Source organism: Saccharothrix sp. NBAS 001 (genome assembly GCF_056640475.1).
This window is the reverse complement of sequence record NZ_CM153251.1, coordinates 9675054-9694459: the sequence shown is the minus strand read 5'-3', so window position 1 is coordinate 9694459 and position 19406 is coordinate 9675054. Positions and strand designations below refer to the sequence as shown.

Genomic DNA, 19406 nt, shown 5'->3' with positions numbered 1-19406 from the left:
CTGCCGCGCGATGTCACTACCAGTCGCGGTTAGCGAACACTGTCGGGCCTGCTAAGCGCAACCGTAACAGCCGAGACACGCCGCATCGGGTACCCCGGGATGCGTTCCTCCATCCGGATGAGGCACGCTGTGCATACCTCCTATTCGCGCGCGCGAGGAGCACGATCCAGAACTACTCACGGGTAGCACTGCCCGGATCGGGCACCTCGGGTGACGATGGGAGTCAGAGACCCCGGAACGAGGAGATCCCTTGAGCCCCCAGAACACTCCCGAACGGGTGCACGTCATCCGTGACGGCCTGGCCGCCCACCTCCCGGACATCGACCCGGAGGAGACCGCGGAGTGGCTGGAGTCGTTCGACGCCGCGCTCAAGGGCGGCGGGCAGCAGCGGGCCCGCTACCTGATGCTGCGGCTGCTCGAACGGGCGAGGGAGAGCCACGTCGGCGTACCGTCGCTGACCAGCACGGACTACGTCAACACCATCCCCACCGAGCGGGAGCCGTGGTTCCCCGGTGACGAGGAGGTGGAGCGCCGCTACCGGGCGTGGATCCGGTGGAACGCCGCGATGACGGTGCACCGCGCGCAGCGGCCCGGCGTGGGCGTCGGCGGCCACATCTCGACCTACGCCTCCTCCGCGAGCCTCTACGAGGTCGGCTTCAACCACTTCTTCCGGGGCAAGGACCACCCCGGCGGCGGCGACCACGTGTTCATCCAGGGCCACGCCTCCCCCGGCGTGTACGCGCGCGCGTTCCTGGAGGGCCGGCTGTCCGCCGAGCAGCTCGACGGGTTCCGCCAGGAGTACTCGCACGCCGGCCCCGGCGGCGGCCTGCCGTCCTACCCGCACCCGCGGCTGATGCCGGACTTCTGGGAGTTCCCGACCGTCTCCATGGGCCTGGGCCCGATGAACGCGATCTACCAGGCCCGGTTCAACCGGTACCTGCGCGACCGGGGCATCAAGGACACGTCCGACCAGCACGTGTGGGCGTTCCTCGGCGACGGCGAGATGGACGAGCCGGAATCGCGCGGCCTGCTCCAGATCGCCGCGAACGAGCAGCTGGACAACCTGACCTTCGTGGTCAACTGCAACCTCCAGCGCCTCGACGGCCCGGTGCGCGGCAACGGCAAGATCATCCAGGAGCTGGAGGCGTTCTTCCGGGGTGCCGGCTGGAACGTCATCAAGGTGATCTGGGGCCGCGAGTGGGACTCGCTGCTGCACGCGGACCGCGACGGCGCGCTGGTCAACCTGATGAACCAGACGCCGGACGGCGACTACCAGACCTACAAGGCCAACGACGGCGCATACGTCAAGGAGCACTTCTTCGGCCGCGACCCGCGGACCAAGGAGCTGGTCGCGCCGATGAGCGACGACGAGGTGTGGAACCTCAAACGCGGTGGTCACGACTACCGCAAGGTCTACGCGGCGTACAAGGCCGCCACCGAGCACCACGGCCAGCCGACGGTGATCCTCGCCAAGACCATCAAGGGCTACGGCCTGGGCCCGCACTTCGCCGGGCGCAACGCCACGCACCAGATGAAGAAGATGACCCACGAGGACCTGAAGCTGTTCCGCGACAGCCTGCGCATCCCGATCGCGGACGCGGACCTCGACCCGTACCTGCCGCCGTACTACCACCCCGGCAAGGACTCCCCGGAGATCCAGTACCTGCTGGAGCGCCGCAGGCAGCTCGGCGGCTACGTACCGGAGCGCCGCACCAAGTCCAAGGCGCTGGTGCTGCCCGGCGACAAGGTCTACGACGTGATCCGGCGCGGCTCGGGCAAGCAGGAGGTCGCCACCACGATGGCGTTCGTCCGGCTGGTCCGGGACCTGGCCAAGGACCCGGAGATCGGCAACCGGATCGTGCCGGTGATCCCGGACGAGGCGCGCACGTTCGGCATGGACTCGATGTTCCCGGCGCAGAAGATCTACAACCCGAACGGCCAGCTCTACACCTCCGTGGACGCGCAGCTCATGCTGGCGTACAAGGAGTCCGAGCAGGGCCAGATCCTGCACGAGGGCATCAACGAGGCGGGCTCGACGGCGTCGTTCACCGCGGCGGGCACGTCCTACGCCACGCACGGCGAGCCGATGATCCCGATCTACATCTTCTACTCGATGTTCGGGTTCCAGCGCACCGGTGACGGCCTGTGGGCGGCGGCCGACCAGATGGCGCGCGGCTTCGTGCTGGGCGCGACGGCGGGCCGCACGACGCTGACCGGCGAGGGCCTCCAGCACGCCGACGGGCACTCGCTGCTGCTCGCGCACACCAACCCGGCGGTGGTCGCCTACGACCCGGCGTGGTCGTTCGAGGTGGCGCACATCGTGCGGGACGGCCTGCGGCGGATGTACGGCGAGAACGCCGAGAACATCTTCTACTACATGACCGTCTACAACGAGCCCTACCAGCAGCCGGCCGAGCCGGCGGACCTGGACGTGGACGGCCTGCTCAGGGGCCTGTACCGGTACCAGGTCGCGCCGGGGACGGGCCCGCGCGCCCAGGTCCTGGCCTCCGGCGTGGCGATGCCGTGGGCGCTCAAGGCGCAGCGGCTGCTGGCCGAGGACTGGGGCGTGCAGGCCGACGTCTGGTCCGCGACGTCGTACTCCGAGCTGCGCCGCGAGGCCGTCGAGGTGGACCGGCACAACCTGCTGCACCCCGACCAGGAGCCGCGGCTGCCTTACGTGACCCAGGCGCTGGCCGAGGCGGCCGGGCCGGTGGTCGCGGTGTCGGACTGGATGACCGCCGTGCCGGACCTGATCCGGCCGTACGTGCCGACCGACATGACGACGCTGGGCACGGACGGCTTCGGCTTCTCCGACACCCGCCCGGCGGCGCGCCGGCACTTCCTGGTCGACGCCGAGTCGATCACGGTCGCCACGCTGGCGGCGCTGGCCAAGCGCGGCGAGGTCCAGCAGTCGCTGGTCGTGCAGGCGGCGCGCAAGTACCGGATCGACGACGTGAACGCGGCGGGCCCGTCCACCTCGGACGCGGGTCTGGCGTAGCGGCTGTGCCACGCCGGGCCGGCTCGCGCCGGGTCGGGGTGGTGTTCGGCGAGGCGTGTGGGGCTCCACCCGATCGGGTCGGGCCCCAAACGCCTTTTTGCGGTCTTCCGGGTGGGGGTCGCTCCTACGATCTGCGTCACGGATCCCCGGTGTAGGGGCCGGCGGGTCCGCGTGACGCCCGTAGTGGCCCCTGAGAAGGCGCTCAGGCCGCGCGTGGCGGTGGGGGCGGGCACCGGGGAGGGATCGGCCGCCACCGGGCCTCTCAGCGGCGGTCAGGCGTGGGCCGCGGTCGGGCGGCGGTCGGGCGTTGCGGCCGTTCCGCCCGCGCCGATGTGATCCGCGCCATAGAATCGGCGGAAGAGTTCCGACGAGGGGGGCAATGGGGACGCCGCGGCCCGCGGTCCACCGGACGATGCTGGCGGTGGACGTCTCGGGGTTCGGCGCGCTCGGGCACAGCCAGCAGCGGGCGGTGCGGCACGGGCTCTACGGGGCGCTGGAGGCCGCGTTCGCGGAGTGCGGCGTGCCGTGGGACGACGACTGGGACGGCACCTACCACGAGGACCGGGGCGACGGCCTGTTCGTGCTGGTGCCCGCCGGCGTGCCGAACAGCCGCGTGGTCACCGCGCTGCCGCACGCCCTGGTGGGCCAGCTGCGCCGGTACAACGCGATGTTCCGGCCACAGACCGGCATCCGGCTGCGCGCCGCGATCACCGCGGGCGAGGTGCTCAACGACGGCAACGGTGTCATGGGCGACGGGCTGGTGCTGGCGTTCCGGCTGCTGGACTGCGCCGCGCTGCGCGACGAGCTGAAGCGGCGGCCGGGCGAGCTGGCGCTGATCGTGTCCGACCGGTTCTACCAGGACGTGATCCGGCAGGACGCGGGCTGCGACCCGGATTCGTACCGGCGGGTCGTGGTGGCCGTGAAGGAGGTGCACGGCGCGGCGTGGATCAGCCGGCCCGACCACCCGCGCACGCCGCCGAGGACCAGGTCCCGCCCGGTGCTGCCGCGGGTCCGGTGGGCGGTGCCGGTGCTGTGCGCGCTGCTGGCCGCGCCGCTGTCCTGCGACGCGCTGCTGGGCGCGCCCGCGCCGGAACCGCCGTGCCCGGACCCGGTGCAGCTCAACGTGCTCACGTCGGCGGAGAAGGCGGACGTGGTGCGCACCGTGGCGGCCGAGTTCGAGGACCGGTCGCGGACCTTCGACGACACCGGGTGCAAGCAGGTGGACGTGCACGTCGCGGTGGGCGTGTCCGAGCGCAGCGTGGCCGCGCTGGGCCGGGGCTGGCCGGACGGCGACGTGGCCGCGTTGAGCCCCGAGCCGCACGTGTGGCTGCCGGACACCCGGTGGGAGGTGGAGGAGGTGCGCGGCATCCTCGCGGGCAGCGGACGCACCGACGTCGAGCTGGTCGACCGGGGCCCGGTGGCGTACTCGCCGCTGGTCCTGGGCGTCGCGCCGGAGCGGGTGCGCGACGGCGCGTTCGAGTGGCGCGAACTGGCCTCGTTCCGGACCCTCGCGCCGGTCGACGCGGCCGGGTCGGGCGCGGGGCTCGCGGCGGCGGTCGCGCTGACCCGGACCGAGCTGGGCGGCGACGTGCTGGACCCGGCGGTGCTGGGCGGCGCGGACGTGGCCCGCAGGCTGCGGGACGTGGTGCTGCGCACCGCGCCGGAGCCGGCCGAGGTGTGCCCGGCGGCGGACCGGGCGGTGCTCGGCTCGGAGAAGGCGATCCGCGACCTGCCGTGCCTGCGGCCGGTCTACCCGGCCGAGGGCACCGTGCACCTGAACCACCCGTTCGTGTCGATCGTGCGGCACGACCGCCCGAACGCCCGGCGGGACGCGGTCGTGGCGCGGTTCCTGGAGCACCTGCGGGACGGACCCGCGCAGGAGGCGTTCCGGCACGCCGGCTTCCGCGACCGGGACTGGCGGCCCGAGCCGCACGACGGGATCCGGCCGGAGCGCCCGCCGGAGCTGCCGCTGCGGGTGGACGCGGCGGCGGTGCGCGCGGCGTGGCAGGCGGCCGACCGGCCGAGCCGGGTGGTGCTCGCGGTGGACGGGTCGGAGCGCGCGCGCCGGCTGGCGGACCGGCTGGCCGAGCGGGTCGCGCCGCGCGGCGAGGTGCGGCGGCTGGAGTTCGCGCCCGGCGAGCTGGCGGACGTGGTGGAGCGCGGGGTGGCCGAGTTCGGGTCGGAGCTGCCCATCGTGATCCTCAGCGGCACGGTGGGCGCCGCGCCGGTGCGGCCCGCCGTGGCGGCCTCGCCGGTGACCGTGTTCGGGGTCGGGTTCGGCGAGGGCGCGTGCTCGGCGGTCAGCCAGCTGGGTGTCTTCCGGGCCGCGTACCGGGGGAACTGCTTCGCCGAGCAGGACGTGGACCGGGCGCTCGACCTGGTCGCGGACGGGTTGTGGGGCACGCGTGGCTGAACGGCCGGTCGGGGGTGGCGGGGTGGCGGGGTTGGTGGCCCGGGTGGCGGCCGGGCTGGTGGCGGTGCTGGTGGCGGTGCTGGTGGCGGGGTGCGCCGCGCCGGTGGTCGACCCGGCGCACGACGGGCAGGGGCGGATCGCGTTCGTGGACAGCCAGGACCTGTCGAACCGGCAGATCAAGCAGCGGGTGGACGAGTGGAACGCCCAGGCCGGGCGGCACGAGCAGGTGACGTACCTGCCGCTGCCCTCGCCCACGGACGCCTACCGGGCCCAGCTGATGGCGCGGGCGCAGGACCTGGTCGGCGCGCGGGGCGACGTGCAGGCCCAGTGCTACGACGTGATGACGCTGGACGTGGTGTGGACGGCGGAGTTCGCCGAATCGGGCTACCTGGCCCCGCTGAGGCCCGACGAGTTCGGGACCGACCGGTACCTGCCGGCGTCGGTGCAGTCCTCGACGGTGGACGACCGGCTGTGGGCGGTGCCGTGGCGGGCCGACGTCGGGGTGCTCTACTACCGGTCCGACGTGCTCGCCGCCGAGGGCGTCGGGTGGCCGACGACGTGGCCGGAGCTGGAGCGGCTGGCCCGGCGGCTCGGGCCGAAGTACGGGATGGCCGGGTACCTCGGGCAGCTGGACCGGTACGAGGGGCTGACGGTCAACGCCCTGGAAGCGGTGTGGGCGCAGGGCGGCGAGACGGACGTGCGGTGGGATTCGCCCCGGGTGCGGGCCGGGATCGGCGCGCTGGTGCGCGGCGTCGAGGAGGGCTGGATCCCGCAGGAGGCGCTGGCCTACCAGGAGTCGGGCAGCCTGAAGGAGTTCCAGGAGGGGCGGGCGCTGTTCCTGCGCACCTGGCCCTACGCGCGGGTGGTGCTGGAGTCCTCGCCGCTGAAGGGGAAGTTCGGGATGGCGGCGCTGCCCGGACCGGGCGCGCTGGGCGGGTGGAACGTGGCGGTGTCGCGGTGCTCGAAGCACCAGGCGACGGCCCGCAAGTTCATCCGGTTCCTCACCGGGGAGGACAGCCAGCGGGCGCTGTTGGAGCAGGCGGGCTACCCGCCGACGCTGCGGGCGCTGTACCGGGAGCCCGGGTTGAACGCCCGGCTGCCGCACCTGGGGGTGTTGCGCACGGCGGTGGACCACGCCCGGAACCGGCCGAAGTCGGCGCACTACGACGAGGTCACCCGGGTGGTGCAGGGGGCGGTGCACGCCAGTCTGCGCAATCCCGGGTCGATGGACGCGGAGCTGAGACAGCTGGCGACGGACGTGAGCAGGGCTATGAGTGGCCGGTGACCTCGTGGGGTCGGGCGGTCGGGTTGGGCGGTGGGGTGCGGAGGTGGGTTGGGTGGGGTGGTGGTTGGGTGGTGGTGGTCAGCGGGCCGCTAGAGCTGCTCGTTTGGCTTCGCGGTTCCAGTCGATCCAGCCTCGGATCACGAGGACGGCGAAGACGGTGTAGATCGCGGCGCTGAAGTACAGGCCCGAGTGGAGTTGCAGCGGCACGCCGATCGCGTCCACCAGCAGCCAGACCAGCCAGAACTCCACCAGGCCGAGCCCCTGGAGGGAGAACGCCAGGACGGTGCCGACGAAGATCGCCGCGTCCGGCAGCGGGGCCCACGAAGCGTCGAGGGCGTCGAGGACCAGCGCGAAACCCGTCGTGCCGAGCACGAAGACCCCCGCTACGACGAGCCGTTCGCGCAGCGTGCCCTTGCGGACCACCACGCCGAACACCGGGTCGCGCCGCCGCGTCCACGCCCACCAGCCGTACACGGTGATGAGCGCGATCACGACCTGTCGCGCGGCGGTGCCGCCGAGGTGGGCCGACATGTAGACGACGAACAGCAGCGTGACCGAGACCAGTTGCACGGGCCACGTCCAGAGCGTCCGGCGTTGCGCCAGGTACACGACGACCAGCGCGAACACCTGGCCGATGAACTCGGCGTAGGACACGAACTGGCCGAACACCGTGAAGCCGTGGTCCATCAGGGCCCGCATCGCGTTCTCCCATCGTCTCTTCGCGGGGAACACCCGGCCAGGTCATCGGATTCCCGACGTAACGCTGACCACAGCTCTCGTGGACACCTTGACTTCAACCGGAGTACACCGCCGGGCCCTACCTTCCCACCGCATGAGAACCGTCGCTTTGGCCTTGGTTGCTCTTCTTTCCGCCGCCGTCCCGGCGACCGCGTCCGCGTCGGGTGGCGGGTCCGGGTCCGGGGGTGGGTCCGGGGGTGGGGGTGGGCACGGGGGTGTGGTCGTGCCGGTCGCCCAGACTCGCGGGTTCGTGGACGACGCGTCGGGCGACCCGGCGAACGCCGACGCGGACGACCCGGCGATCTGGGTGCACCCGCGCGTCGCGGAGCGCAGCGTGGTGCTGGGGGCGTTGAAGGAGGGCGGGCTGGCGGCGTTCGACCTGAAGGGGCGGACGCTGGGCCTGTACCCGGCACCGGCGGCACCGGGCCCCGGCGCGAAGCCCGGCCGGTTCAACAACGTCGACGTGCTGAGCCGGGTACCGGTCGGCGGGCGGGCGCGCGACCTGGCGTTCGTCAGCGACCGGGGACGGGACCGGGTCCGGGTGTACGAAGTGGACGGTCGTGGGGCGGCGGCCGGACCCGCGGTGGTGCGGGACGTGACGGATCCGGCGGCGCGCCCGGTGTTCTCCGCGTCCGAGGCGGAGGTGGACGAGCAGCACACGGCGTACGGGCTGGCGTCGGGGTTCGTGGGTCGCACGCCGGTCGTGGTGGCGAACCGGCGCAGCGAGACCCGCGTCGCCCTGCTGCACGTGGTCCCGGCGGCGGGCGGCGCGGTCGGCACCCGAGTGGTGTCCACTGTGGACCTGCCCAGCCGGTTCACGTTGCCGGACGGGACGTCGTGGACGCCGTGCGGCGAGCCGGGCGAGCGTCCTCAGCTGGAGGGCATGGTCGTGGACTCGGCGCACGGCGTCCTGTACGCGGCGCAGGAGGACGTGGGGATCTGGCGGATCCCGTTGCGGGCGGACGGGTTCGGGTCGCCGGTGCTGATCGACCGGGTGCGGTCCTACGGGGTGCCGCAGACCTACGACCCGGAAACCGAGGAGTGCTCGGTGTCGGGGGCGGACCCGGGCTTCGGCGGGCGGCACCTCACGGCCGACGCGGAGGGGCTGACCGTGGGCGACGGGTACCTGCTGGCGTCCAGCCAGGGCGATTCGCGGTTCGTGGCGTACGAGCGCGGTGGGCGCAACGGGTACGTGGGGACGTTCACGGTGGGCGCGGGACGGGGCAACGATTCGGTGGAGCACTCGGACGGGGCGCAGGTCGTGACGGCCGACCTGGGCGGCGAGTTCCGGCGCGGGCTGCTGGTGGTGCACGACGGGGAACGGCGGCCGGCGGTCGGCGGTCTGCCCACCACGGGGTTCGCCTACGTGAGTTGGGGTGACGTGCTCAAGACGGTGGGCTGAGCGAGAGCGGCGGCAGGGCGAGTCCGTGGGCTGAGCGGGAGCGTGGGCTGAGCGAGTCCGTGGGCTGAGCCAGTCCGTGGGCTGAGCGAGAGCGGGAGGGAACCAACGAGCCCTCCGCCTGGGGCCAGGCGGAGGGCTCGTTGACTTCCGCTGTTCGGGTGAGGCTGGAAGGCCCGCGAAATCAGTCGTTCGAGTGGCTGTGGGCCGTCAGCGGTCGGTCGGCGGCATCTGGATGCCGGCCGGCGGGGTGGGCGCGTCCGACGACACCGGGCGGGAGGTCGGCCGGGCCGACGCCGTCGCCGACGCCGTGGCCCGGGGCTGGGACACCGGGTCCTGGGACTGGCGCGGGGCGGGGGCGTGGCCGGTGGTCTCCTGCTGCATCCGCTGGAGCCAGCCCTCCCACCGCTGCTGCATCGGCCGCACCAGGCCGCCGCCGACGCCGATCACGATGACGCCCGCCACCGTGGCCAGCACGGTGATCAGCACCGGCATGGTCACCGAGACGGCGATGCCGAGCTGGTTCAGCGCCGCGATCACGCCGAGCGCCACGATGAAGCCGTAGGTGATGCCGCCGAGCATCTTGGTGTACGACCGGTTGCCGAGCGCGCCGGTCACCAGGCCGCGCAGCGCCTTGCCGATCGCCGCCGCGACCAGCACGAGCACCATGGCCACCACGATCCGCGGCAGGTACGCGATGACGTCGTTGAGCAGGACGCTCACCGCGTTGCCGGTGCCGAACACGCCGAACGCCAGTTGCAGCGCGATCAGCAGCACGAAGTAGTAGACGATCTTGACGATCAGGCCGGACGCGTCGATCGGCGAGCGGGACATCGCGCCGCCCAGGCCGGACCTCTCCACCAGGCGGTCGAAGCCCACCCGCTTCAGCAGGAACTCGACCCCCTTGGCGAGCGCCTTGGCGATGAGCCAGCCGACGAACAGCACCAGCAGGAAGCCGAGGAGTTTCGGTACGAACGTGGCGATCATCGCCCACGCCTGTCCGAGTCCTTCGGTGATCTGGGAGCCCACGACGCCCCTCCTCGCATATCGCCCGATGTTGCCTGGAGAGATCGTTTCCCAGGCCGCATCACCCGGCAACCTGAAGCGGTGGCACGAAAGAGTGACTGACGTGGCGCGGAACGCCGGGACAGTCCAGAGTGGAATCACCGGTGGGGACCGGGGAGAGGGAAACGCCCGATGCGCTTCTGGCGCGTCGGGCGTTTCCGGTTTTCGGGCCGGGTCCGCGCCGGGTCGCGGAGCGGGGGCCGGGTGTTGGGGCCGGGGTGCGGGGGCCGGGTCTAGGGGCGTGGGCGGGGTGGGCGGGGTGCGCCCGGCTTGGTCCACGCGGTGGCGAGGCGTCCGTCCAGATAGGACTGGATGTTCGTCGCGGCGGTGTCGGGCCGGGTGGAGTTCGTCGGGGTCGAGCCGGTGTCGGTGGGGCGTGGATCGCCGGGGCAGTTGGAGCTGCTGTCCGGCAGGATGCCGTTTACCAGGTAGAGGTTCACGGTGTCGTTGACGCACTTGTTGCCGGTGCCGTAGAGGCCGTGCTTGCCCTCGTCCTTCACGGTGACGAGGCTGTGGCCGAGCCGGGACGCCATCGCCGGGCCGCTCTCGTACTGGGTCTGGGTGTCGCCCTCGGCCTGCACCACGACCCCGATCGGGTAGCCGTCGCGGCGGAGTCGGACCGGCGGCTCGGGCGGGGTGAACGAGCGGTAGGTGCACGTGGTGGGTGCGGCGCGGACCACCCCGAAGCCGTAGGGGTAGCGGTCGCGGAAGACCCTCATGTCCTCGTAGTAGGTCTCGATGTCGGTCGGCCAGTCGACCTCGCAGACGACGGTGTTGAACACGCCGGAGACCAGGTCGTCCTGCGCGGCGCGGGCCATGGTGTCGAGGGAGGACGGGGCTGCGGGCCACGGTTCCGTCGCCGGGGTGCCAGTCGACGGCGGTGAGGGGTTGTCGAGTTCTTTGACGTCGCCGGCGAGTTCGGCCCACAGCGGGCGGTAGCGGGTGCCCACGCCGACGGCGGAGTCGAACGTGGTGCGGGTCTGGCGGGGTGTCGGGTTGGCTGCCAGGCGGGCGGCGATCCGTTCCACGGAGGCGACCACGTCGGCGGCGGACTTGCCGAGGGAGTACTTCGAGTTGTGGGCGGCTACCCACTCGGACCACTGGTCGACGTTGCGGCGCATGGCGAACGCCTGGGCCCGGAACTGTCCGCGCCAGATCCAGTCGGGGTGCACGGAGGAGTCCAGGACGCTGCGGTCAAGGCGGTTCGGGAAGAGGCTGCCGTAGACCGCGCCCAGGTAGGTGCCGTAGGAGTAGCCCAGGTAGTTGAGCTTCTCCTCGCCCAGGACGGTGCGGATGACGTCCAGGTCGCGGGCCGTGTTCGGGGTGTTGATGTGCGGGCGGATCGCGCCGCCGGAGCGTCGGCACGCGTCCTCCGCGTCCCTCGCCTCGGCGGCCCACTTGGGGAAGTCGGCGTCGGAGGGGCGGGTGTCGGCGGTCGCGAACTCGGGTGACGTGCGGCAGTTGAGGGCGGTCGACGCTCCGACGCCGCGCGGGTCGAACCCGATCAGGTCGTAGACGGCGGCGGGGGCGGACTGCGCGAGGAACGACGGCATGGACAGGCCGGATCCGCCCGGACCTCCGGGGTTGAGGACGAGGATTCCGCGTCTGGTGGCCGGGTCGGTGGCCTTGCGGCGGCTGATCCGGACGGTGATGTGGTCGGTGGCCGGGTTGCGGTAGTCGAGCGGGAGGACCACGTCGGCGCATTCGAGGGTGTTCTCGCAGGGGGTCCAGGTCGGTTTCTGGGTGGTGAACGGTGTCAGGTCGGGTGTGTCGGGCGTCGCGGTCGCGGTCGTGATTGTGGGGAGTGGGACGGACAAGGCGGTGACTAGGACCAATCCGACTGACACGTGCCTGCGCACGGAAGACCTCCCGGGTGGTGGCGGATGGCTACCCGAACGTAGGGCGGTTGAGGGCGGCTGGTCAGGGGGTGTCACTCGTTTGTGTGTTGGTGCGGCGGGGGGAGGTGGGTGAAGAGAAAGCGAATGGGTAAAGGTGTAAAGACAAAAGCGCGCTCGCCGCTGGGCAGGCCGCCGGGGGAGGAAAAGAACGTCGTGTTCTCCCCGTACGGCCTGGTCGGGAGACAACCACCCTTGAGTTGGGAGTGCAAGCGAAAAGCGTGCTTGCACTCCCAACTCAAGCGCGGTTCGCTGCGCGCAGGCCATAGGGTTACCCGCATTTAGTTGTAGACCTGTGACCTGCGGTGACGCCCATTGTCGATCTACGAAGGGCGTCACCGCACGGGGCCGGGGAGCCCTCAGCCTGCGTCAGCACCGGGCGCGCTGTGCAGGTGTGGGCAGTCTGCGGGGATGTTTCCATCGGTCGTAAGGTAGATCTCCAGTACCTCGGCCACGATGGTCAACGGCACTTCATGGCTGGCTGGAACCTCTCGCGCCCGGCCTTCGAATCTGTAGATCGCCAGCGTGGAGTCGCTACTTGCGTCTCCACGTGTGAGCCTGGCCGGACCATCATCGCTTGCGACGTGAACAAAGCCGCGTTTCCCATCACTGCTGATTCCGACTTCTAGAATCTGATGGTCGTACGCTGATTCGCTCGTGACGACTTCCATCATGAAATTCTCACCGGCACGAGTGGCGTCAATGGTGACGGACCCAATAAACTCGCTGAGTTCGCCGACATTCTGGACCGCCTTCGGGTGTTCCGCCGATTCTGTCGTGGTGGCGGACCGCTCGTTATAGATGAACTGAATCGCCATCGAACAAACCCCTTATGCAATCGTGGACTCTACGAGCCTAGCCTTCTGCCGTGGCTCTGCGCCGTAGAGGGAGGTAGACCTTAACCGGCCCACCGGGCATGGCCGCTGACCTGCGGTGTAGCAGCGTAGACCGGCCACGTCGCCCAGATGGCTTGGGCGCGCTTCCTTCGGATCTCACCACGAGGCGACCCACTCTCGCGGTGCGACGTCTACGGCAAATGATGTCTTTGGTCCCGCTGGGGCCGTGTGCCCGAAGTCGACTTTTACGTTGCCGACGGTACGACCTCAAAAAGGTCTTCGAAGGCCATCGGCTTGAGCGCGGTCAACGCTCCCGCGATGAAAGTGCCCCCTGGGCGTAGGTTCCCTGCGAGGACGCGTGCCACAGTCGACCGGTTGACGTTCATTGCTTTAGCCAAGGCATATTCCGAACGGAGTCCTGCAAGATTCGCGGCCCTGCGGAACGTTTCGGTACGGAGTCCGATGGTCTGCATCCGTTATCCCCACCCGTGAGGGCTTTGGGTTCATATCATGAGGAGGGAAAGTTGTTCGCCGGTCATCAATGCCTCGCAGTCGGCCATCGGCGACAACCAACTTACCTCACGCCCTTCGACCACCGAGGGTGGCAGCGGGACTGTAGCGCCGATGGGAAAGATCTCCTCACGGCTCAACCCGCGTGATGAGGACAGCAGGAAGACCGCTGGCCGCTCGAAGGCTGGAACTACAACCACCGGAGTCGGGTCCGCCGTGAACGCCTCGCGCTTGACGAGGTGTTCCGCCCGGTCCAACTCCAAAGCAACCGCAACGAGATTTTCTACGGTCACGACCAAGGTGGAACGCATTAGGCGACTAGGCAACACCGGCCACCAAAGCCGAACCAAGTCCTCGTCGGTGACCGCCATGTCCGCCGGGCACAACTCCAACGACTCCCACTCGCGTCCGAATACCGGATCCATGTAATTGTCGTTGTGCCACAACGCACCTGGGACTACCGGCCAACCGCGCTCGACGCACGCCAGCGCACACTCCAAGCCGTTGGTCACCGTTCCACCTCAATCCTCGTGCCATCCATATCCGAAGCCCACACCACACGAGTCGTGACACCGGGTGCCGCGAACCAGCGCAACGCATCGTTCGCCGAACGAACACCCATGCGAAACGTACCTTCGATGGAGATCACCTCCGCACACTCCGGGAACTCCAACCCCCACGCGCCCACCCGTGCGTCCTCACGTTCTCCGTAAACCTGCACGACAGCGAACAAACGAGGAGCGGTATCCGCAACCATTCCGCTGATCGATTCCTCGAACTCCACCTCTGGGATAGAAGGAGAGTCGCCCTGCTCTCTCACCTCTTCACGGGTGTTCTCAGTCATTTTCACTGCCATGAGCTTTTTCCGCTTCGAGATTGCTTCGACCCGTGGAGGTCAATCGGTTTTCGTTACGTCTAATAACCGTCATAGGGCATCCATTCGATACACTTGGGCCGCTGGCGCGTCTCAATCCATTCCATTAGGGCTCGCCGTGCGTCGGATATCAAGATTGCGGCCGATCGAGGGAACAGCGCGCCCGTAGTTCCATTAAAAATGAGCGACAGGTCTGGCCGTGGCCGCTTCGGATTGTATGAGTTCGCTACCGGCATCTCCAGATCGTCATTGTCCAGATAATTGATGGCGGCGAAGCCCGCTGCCGAATCGACACTTATTCGGAGCTGATGATTCGGAAACGGACCTCCGTCCCGGTCCTTCCTGTACTCCATGTCACCGATCGACAGTGTCGATTCCCACTGGATTTCGTTTGCGACAAGGATCCTGTCGATCAGTAGCACGCACTCCGATTTTCCGGACGCAACGCACGCCGTCCCATTGGCTAGCAATGCTGTGACGATCATTTCATACCCAGGGTCATTTCTGAACAATCATTCCTTAGTTGGATCGAGGAGTCGCAGTGCGTGCGGTCGTTGTCTGCGCACAAGTCAGACATGAGGCAAGCGCGACGTCTATATCAAAGTCGGAATGTCGCATCCCCCACCGCGCATAGATGCAGGTCAGAGGCTTGACACTGGCGGGTGCAGTCACCCAGTGGTGGTAGTCACATGTCGGATGTACGCTGGTCAGAGGGGGTGAGATCGCGGGTACCGCCGAACGCAGCTCGGTCAGGGGGAATATGACGACCACGGACCATTCCGGGAGTTGGACTCCGGATCGTGGGAGGTGTCGCGGGTGCAACGCGCCACTGGCAAAGGACAACACTGCCAGTCTGTGCGGTCAGTGCCACCGTGAACAGCGTGACGCACTTCGCACCCCACCGGCCCACTTGAGGCAGGATTTCTTCGAGACTGACGACTTCAGTGCGGCCTTCGACGCTCACCACATCGGCCACGCCATCAAGGCGTACAGAACTCACCCACGCTGGACGAAACTATACGGGAGGGCTCTCAAGCAAGAAACTGTCGGGCGCTGGTTGGGCCTCAATCAGGCGCAAGTCAGCAGGGTGGAGAACGGCAAGCCGGAGAAGAACCTAGACACACTGAGGGCATACGCGGAAACCTTGCACTTCCCCCGGCACCGGCTCTGGTTTCTGTTTCCTGGCGAGAGTCGCCTAATTCTTCCCGCTTCGATCGTTGACAATAAGGGCGACCTGGGCGACATCGATGGAAACGATGGAATTCTAGTCGCCAACCCTGCTGGCATGGCTTCATTCTTCGTTTCAGGCGAAGCCTCCATGCTCGATGTCGCTTCCTTGAACGATGCTCGTAACCACTTTGAAGTGATGTATCGCAATCTCGGCGGCCCAGTGACTCAGGACAGACTGACGCGGTTCCTGTCTGAACGAGTTTCACCGCTTCTGGCACAAGCTCAGTCCCAAGAGAATCCGCAACAGTTGTACCGCGCTACAGGCGGCCTAGTAGCACTCGCCGGTGTGTGCGCCTACGACAGCGAGAACCACGGCGCTGCACAACGCCATTTCCAAGACGCCCTCAGGCTGGCGGGAAAGGCTGGCGACTCAGGGTTCCGGGCCTACGTTCTAGCGCTGATCGTAAACCAGGCTATCGCACTCGGAGATTCCCGGCGTGCAATTGGTCTTTCCGAATTGGCGCTCAAGGTGGATGAGAGCCTATCCGGTGCACTCCAAGCTGATCTCTACGGGATGCAGGCCAAGGCATATGCACAGCTTAGGGACACCGAAGCGACCTATCGCTCCATGTCTCTAGCGGAGGCATCTGCGGCCGGAATCGACTCAGGGGTCGGGCCCGCAGAAATCGGTTATATCCAAAAGGGGCTGACAGAAGCACACTTTGTCGACGCATTGACGGAGTTGGGCGACCTCGTGCCAGCACAAAGATATTCAGAGCAAATATTCAGCATCCCGACACACGCCCGTGGCCGCGTAAATAGACTCGCCTCATTGGCTACCTTGGAATTGCGACTAGGTGAAGCTGAGCGAGCATCCGCCCTGATTTCCGAGATGGTCGACAGCGCACAGGGCATGGAGTCGCGCCGACTCAATACCAGGTTCAGGGCGATTCGGTCCAGTCTCAACAACCTGTCTTCCGTCGATACCTCTAACGCCACCGAGCAGATTGATCGGTTCTTGACAATTTCGCCATGGTAAAGTGACGCCACCATGACCACTGCTCGAAAGGTACCTGGCCCAATGGAGTGGGAGAATCTGGGCGAACGGCCCGTCTATGAAAACCCCTGGTTCCAGGTCAATCTCGCCGATGTCGTACTTCCCGATGGGCGTCACCTCGATCATTTCGTCATCCGGCAACGTTCTGTGGCGCTGACAGCAGCTGTTAACGATGCCAACGAGGTTCTACTACTATGGCGACACCGGTTCATCACGGGAACATGGGGATGGGAACTACCTGCGGGCGTGATCGAGGCTGGGGAGACACCGGAGCAGGCCGCAGCACGTGAAATGCTCGAGGAGTCCGGATGGAAAGTGGGCCCACTTCGGCATCTGGTGACGGTCGAGCCCTCAAATGGACTGTCCGATTGCCTGCACTATGTCTATCAAGCAGATGGTGCCGAGTACGTAGGCCACCCGGAAGACGACTTCGAGTCCAACCGGCGTGAATGGGTTTCGCTCAAACTTGTACCCGAACTCATCCGCAACGGTGAGATCCGGTCCGCGAACACAGTGGCCGCACTTCTGATCTTGCACAACGCGAAGCTGTAAGTCACCCACCGTCCGGCATACGTGGGCCTGCGCCCGCACACATCCTACGGAAGAATATCTGGCTGGTAGACATTCTGTCTCAGAATATCGGGTATGCCGCCGGGGCCTCCGACCAGCAACATTCCCGGCGCGACATGCGCGTATTCCGGATTTGATATAGATACTTCCGTCGCGCACCTCCCTACTTGATGGCAGCGGCTCGTGAGCCCACGAGTCGCCACCATCGAGCAAGGGATCAAACGATCAACATGGACACCGTCTACCAGTTGCAAGCTCGGATCTTTCACCTTGCCTACTTGGCGGAGGAACTTCCGGAAGCGGCACAGCAAGACGTTGGCAGTTGGATTTACCGCCAGATCGCACGAGAGGCCCTGGCGGTTCTGTCGAGCGTGACGGAGTACATCGCCGTTGACGAACAAACCAGGCGCGTCAGGATCGGCCACACGCCGAACGATCCAATCCTAGGCGCGTCTTGGGATGAGAGTGCGTCTCGTCGCGGTGGTGGTGTTCTTTGACCGCTCTGAGAGAGGTGCTCCACGCTGCGCTGCGGCTGCCTACAGGTTGCATGAACGCCGTACGTCGCGTGTGGTTGTGGGTGGCGCGGCCTTTGGTCCGCGCATGGCGCGAGTTTCCGTTGGCCGCCCGGATCGCGGCCCGTACCAAGGCGTTGGCGGTAGGGCTGTGCCGTTGGGTGGTCGCCTGGCGTATGCGGGTGCCGGCGTGCCAGCTCGGGCGTGACGCATTGGGATGGATGCGGCATCGAGCGCCGGGCCTGGCTGGCCGAGGGCTGGTGTGGATGCTCCGGCGTGCCCCCCGGTGGGGCTGGTGGGTCGGTTCCCGTGCCGTGATCGGTGCGTGGTGGTTGGTTTCCCGGTCGGTGCGGTGGTGTTCGGCGTGGCAGGTGTATGCGCCGTTGGTGTTGCAGTTGCGGGATGACCATCGGCACGGCACGGCCCGGAGGGTGCGCGGGGAGTGGACTCGGGCGGTTGTGCTGCGGTCGGTCGGGGTGTGCGCCGTGTGGGTGGCTGCGGTCGTCGGCTGGCTCGCGGTCGCGGAGCGTTGCGGCCGGCCGGTGGCGGTGGTCGTGGTCGTGGCTGTGGCGGCTGCGGTAGGCCGGATGGTCCGTCCGCCGATCGACACGGAAGCGGACCCTTCCGGGGCCGGTGAGGTCGTGGGGCGGCCGGATGACCCGTTTCCGTTGGCGGATGCCCACACCCGTGCGGAGGCGTCGGACGCGGTCGCGCGGGCACTGCGGTCCGAAGGTGTGGACGTTCGGATGGTCGGTGAGGCGTTCCGTCAACCGTGGGGCTGGGAAGTGTCGGTGATCCTGCGGAAGGGCACGCCGGCACAGGTGGTCGACCGGCTACCGGGTCTGGAGACCGTGCTGGATCTTCCTGCCGGTGGCGCGATGGCCGCGCCGGACCGGGCACGCCGGGCGCGTGTGGTGATGCGTCTTGCGGAGCGTGACTCGTTCGGGTCGGAACCCGTTGCGCTGCAACGGAAGCCGGGCTCGGTCTCCATTCTGGACCGGCTGACGGTGGGCCGGTTGATCACCGGTGTGGACCTGTCGTTGATCCTGGCGGGGGTTCACGGGGTGGTGATCGGTACCAGCGGTTCGGGCAAGTCGTCGGTACTGCGGGTGGTGGGTGACGCGGTGACCGCGTGCTGTGACGCGGTGCTGTGGGATCTCGATCCCGCCGGGGTCGGTCTCGATGTGCTGGGGCCGGCGGTCGACCGGGTCGAGCGGACCGGACCGGGTATCGAGTCCGCGTTGGCGGACGCGGTCGCCATGGCGGAGATCCGTCCCCGGATCGCACGCGAGTTGGGCATGTCCGGTCCTGATTGGACGGTCTCTGCGGACCGCCCCGCGGTTGTGGTGATGGTGGACGAGTATCCGCGATTGTCCTTGCGTGCCAAGGCTTTGGCGGTCGAGCTGCTCCGAATTGGACGTAAGGGTCGGGTGTCGCTGCTGTTGGCTTCCCAGGAAGCCACGAGTGACACGTTGGGTGATGCGATCGCGGACACCACGGCGTTGAAGATCCTTCTGCCGTGCCGGCACAGCGATGTGCGCTTGGTGTTGGGGCCGGCGATGACGGGTGAGGGGTGGCGGCCGGACCGGTTGAACCCGGCTACCTCGGACAGTCCCGAGGATGCCGGTAGCGGCTACGTCTACGCCGCGCACCACCGTGACCCGGTGCTGGCGAAGTTCGCGGCTTTGTCGGACGACGTGGCGCACGACCGGGCGGTGCAGCGGGCACTGCACCGCCCGGTGGTCGACACCACGACGTGGGACCGGGTCCGCGTGCACCAGGCGGGCACCGCGAACGCGTCGGCGGACGTCCGGCCGGTACTCGACCGGGCGGCCGTGGCGGACGTCCTGGCGGTCATGGGGACCGATCACCGGGTGTGGACGGCTGATCTCCTGACGCGTCTGGCGGGCCGCAATCCGGGCCGGTACGGGAAGTGGGGGCCGGAAGACCTGGCGGACGCGTTGCGGCCCCTGAACGTCTCTCCGGTCCAGATCCGGCGGGACGGGCGCAACCGCAACGGCTACACCCGTGAGGCGCTGACAGGCGCTCTCAGCGCCCTTAACGGCGAAGGGGGGAGGTGATCG

At 68.3% G+C, this 19406-nt stretch carries 15 protein-coding genes; 8 read left to right on the top strand and 7 right to left on the bottom strand.

What is annotated here, in order from left to right; all coding sequences use genetic code 11:
* The first annotated feature begins 250 nt into the window (after window positions 1–250).
* From aceE to AC0HI0_RS43905, 3 genes are all read left to right on the top strand, one after another.
* On the top strand, window positions 251–2998 hold the full coding sequence (aceE, locus tag AC0HI0_RS43915) for a pyruvate dehydrogenase (acetyl-transferring), homodimeric type (protein WP_480929371.1): 2748 nt from the start codon (window positions 251–253) through the stop codon (window positions 2996–2998).
* A 379-nt stretch (window positions 2999–3377) separates the two neighbouring features.
* Window positions 3378–5411 carry a substrate-binding domain-containing protein gene (locus AC0HI0_RS43910; protein ID WP_480929370.1) on the top strand — a complete coding sequence of 678 codons (2034 nt, stop codon included), beginning with the start codon at window positions 3378–3380 and terminating at the stop codon, window positions 5409–5411.
* Window positions 5404–6696, top strand: a complete 1293-nt coding sequence (locus AC0HI0_RS43905) for an ABC transporter substrate-binding protein (protein WP_480929369.1) — start codon at window positions 5404–5406, stop codon at window positions 6694–6696. Before AC0HI0_RS43910 ends, AC0HI0_RS43905 begins: the two co-directional genes overlap by 8 nt.
* Window positions 6697–6774: 78 nt before the next feature.
* Here the strand turns inward: AC0HI0_RS43905 and pnuC are convergent, their stop codons facing one another.
* On the bottom strand, window positions 6775–7395 hold the full coding sequence (pnuC, locus tag AC0HI0_RS43900; RefSeq protein ID WP_480929368.1) for a nicotinamide riboside transporter PnuC: 621 nt from the start codon (window positions 7393–7395) through the stop codon (window positions 6775–6777).
* Between the two features lie 262 nt (window positions 7396–7657).
* Here pnuC and AC0HI0_RS43895 point away from each other — a divergent pair, with 262 nt between their 5' ends.
* Window positions 7658–8836, top strand: a complete 1179-nt coding sequence (locus tag AC0HI0_RS43895; RefSeq protein WP_480929367.1) for a phytase — start codon at window positions 7658–7660, stop codon at window positions 8834–8836.
* Between the two features lie 207 nt (window positions 8837–9043).
* Here AC0HI0_RS43895 and AC0HI0_RS43890 read toward each other — a convergent pair whose 3' ends face one another.
* The 6 genes from AC0HI0_RS43890 to AC0HI0_RS43865 all read right to left on the bottom strand — a co-directional run bounded on the left by AC0HI0_RS43890 (window position 9044) and on the right by AC0HI0_RS43865 (window position 14498).
* On the bottom strand, window positions 9044–9862 hold the full coding sequence (locus AC0HI0_RS43890; RefSeq protein WP_480929366.1) for a mechanosensitive ion channel family protein: 819 nt from the start codon (window positions 9860–9862) through the stop codon (window positions 9044–9046).
* Between the two features lie 269 nt (window positions 9863–10131).
* The gene (locus tag AC0HI0_RS43885; protein WP_480929365.1) at window positions 10132–11592 is read right to left on the bottom strand and encodes an alpha/beta hydrolase; all 1461 of its coding nucleotides are present in this window, start codon (window positions 11590–11592) and stop codon (window positions 10132–10134) included.
* A 560-nt stretch (window positions 11593–12152) separates the two neighbouring features.
* Window positions 12153–12611 (bottom strand): Imm1 family immunity protein, encoded by a 459-nt coding sequence (locus AC0HI0_RS43880; protein ID WP_480929364.1) that lies wholly within the window; start codon window positions 12609–12611, stop codon window positions 12153–12155.
* A gap of 521 nt (window positions 12612–13132) precedes the next feature.
* Window positions 13133–13651, bottom strand: coding sequence for a bifunctional DNA primase/polymerase (locus AC0HI0_RS43875; protein WP_480929363.1), 519 nt, complete (start codon window positions 13649–13651; stop codon window positions 13133–13135).
* A complete protein-coding gene (locus AC0HI0_RS43870; protein WP_480929362.1) occupies window positions 13648–13983 on the bottom strand; it encodes a hypothetical protein in 336 nt (111 codons plus the stop codon). Before AC0HI0_RS43870 ends, AC0HI0_RS43875 begins: the two co-directional genes overlap by 4 nt.
* Before the next feature lie 71 nt (window positions 13984–14054).
* Window positions 14055–14498 (bottom strand): Imm1 family immunity protein, encoded by a 444-nt coding sequence (locus AC0HI0_RS43865; protein ID WP_480929361.1) that lies wholly within the window; start codon window positions 14496–14498, stop codon window positions 14055–14057.
* 425 nt (window positions 14499–14923) lie between these two features.
* On the opposite strand from AC0HI0_RS43865, the gene AC0HI0_RS43860 reads away from it, so the two are divergent.
* The 4 genes from AC0HI0_RS43860 (at window position 14924) to AC0HI0_RS43845 (ending at window position 19403) form a co-directional block, all read left to right on the top strand.
* Window positions 14924–16222 (top strand): helix-turn-helix transcriptional regulator, encoded by a 1299-nt coding sequence (locus tag AC0HI0_RS43860; RefSeq protein ID WP_480929360.1) that lies wholly within the window; start codon window positions 14924–14926, stop codon window positions 16220–16222.
* A gap of 42 nt (window positions 16223–16264) precedes the next feature.
* Window positions 16265–16792 (top strand): NUDIX hydrolase, encoded by a 528-nt coding sequence (locus AC0HI0_RS43855; RefSeq protein ID WP_084672639.1) that lies wholly within the window; start codon window positions 16265–16267, stop codon window positions 16790–16792.
* Between the two features lie 248 nt (window positions 16793–17040).
* Window positions 17041–17307 (top strand): hypothetical protein, encoded by a 267-nt coding sequence (locus tag AC0HI0_RS43850; RefSeq protein WP_480929359.1) that lies wholly within the window; start codon window positions 17041–17043, stop codon window positions 17305–17307.
* A gap of 506 nt (window positions 17308–17813) precedes the next feature.
* Window positions 17814–19403 carry a hypothetical protein gene (locus AC0HI0_RS43845; RefSeq protein ID WP_480929358.1) on the top strand — a complete coding sequence of 530 codons (1590 nt, stop codon included), beginning with the start codon at window positions 17814–17816 and terminating at the stop codon, window positions 19401–19403.
* The last annotated feature ends 3 nt before the right edge of the window (window positions 19404–19406 follow it).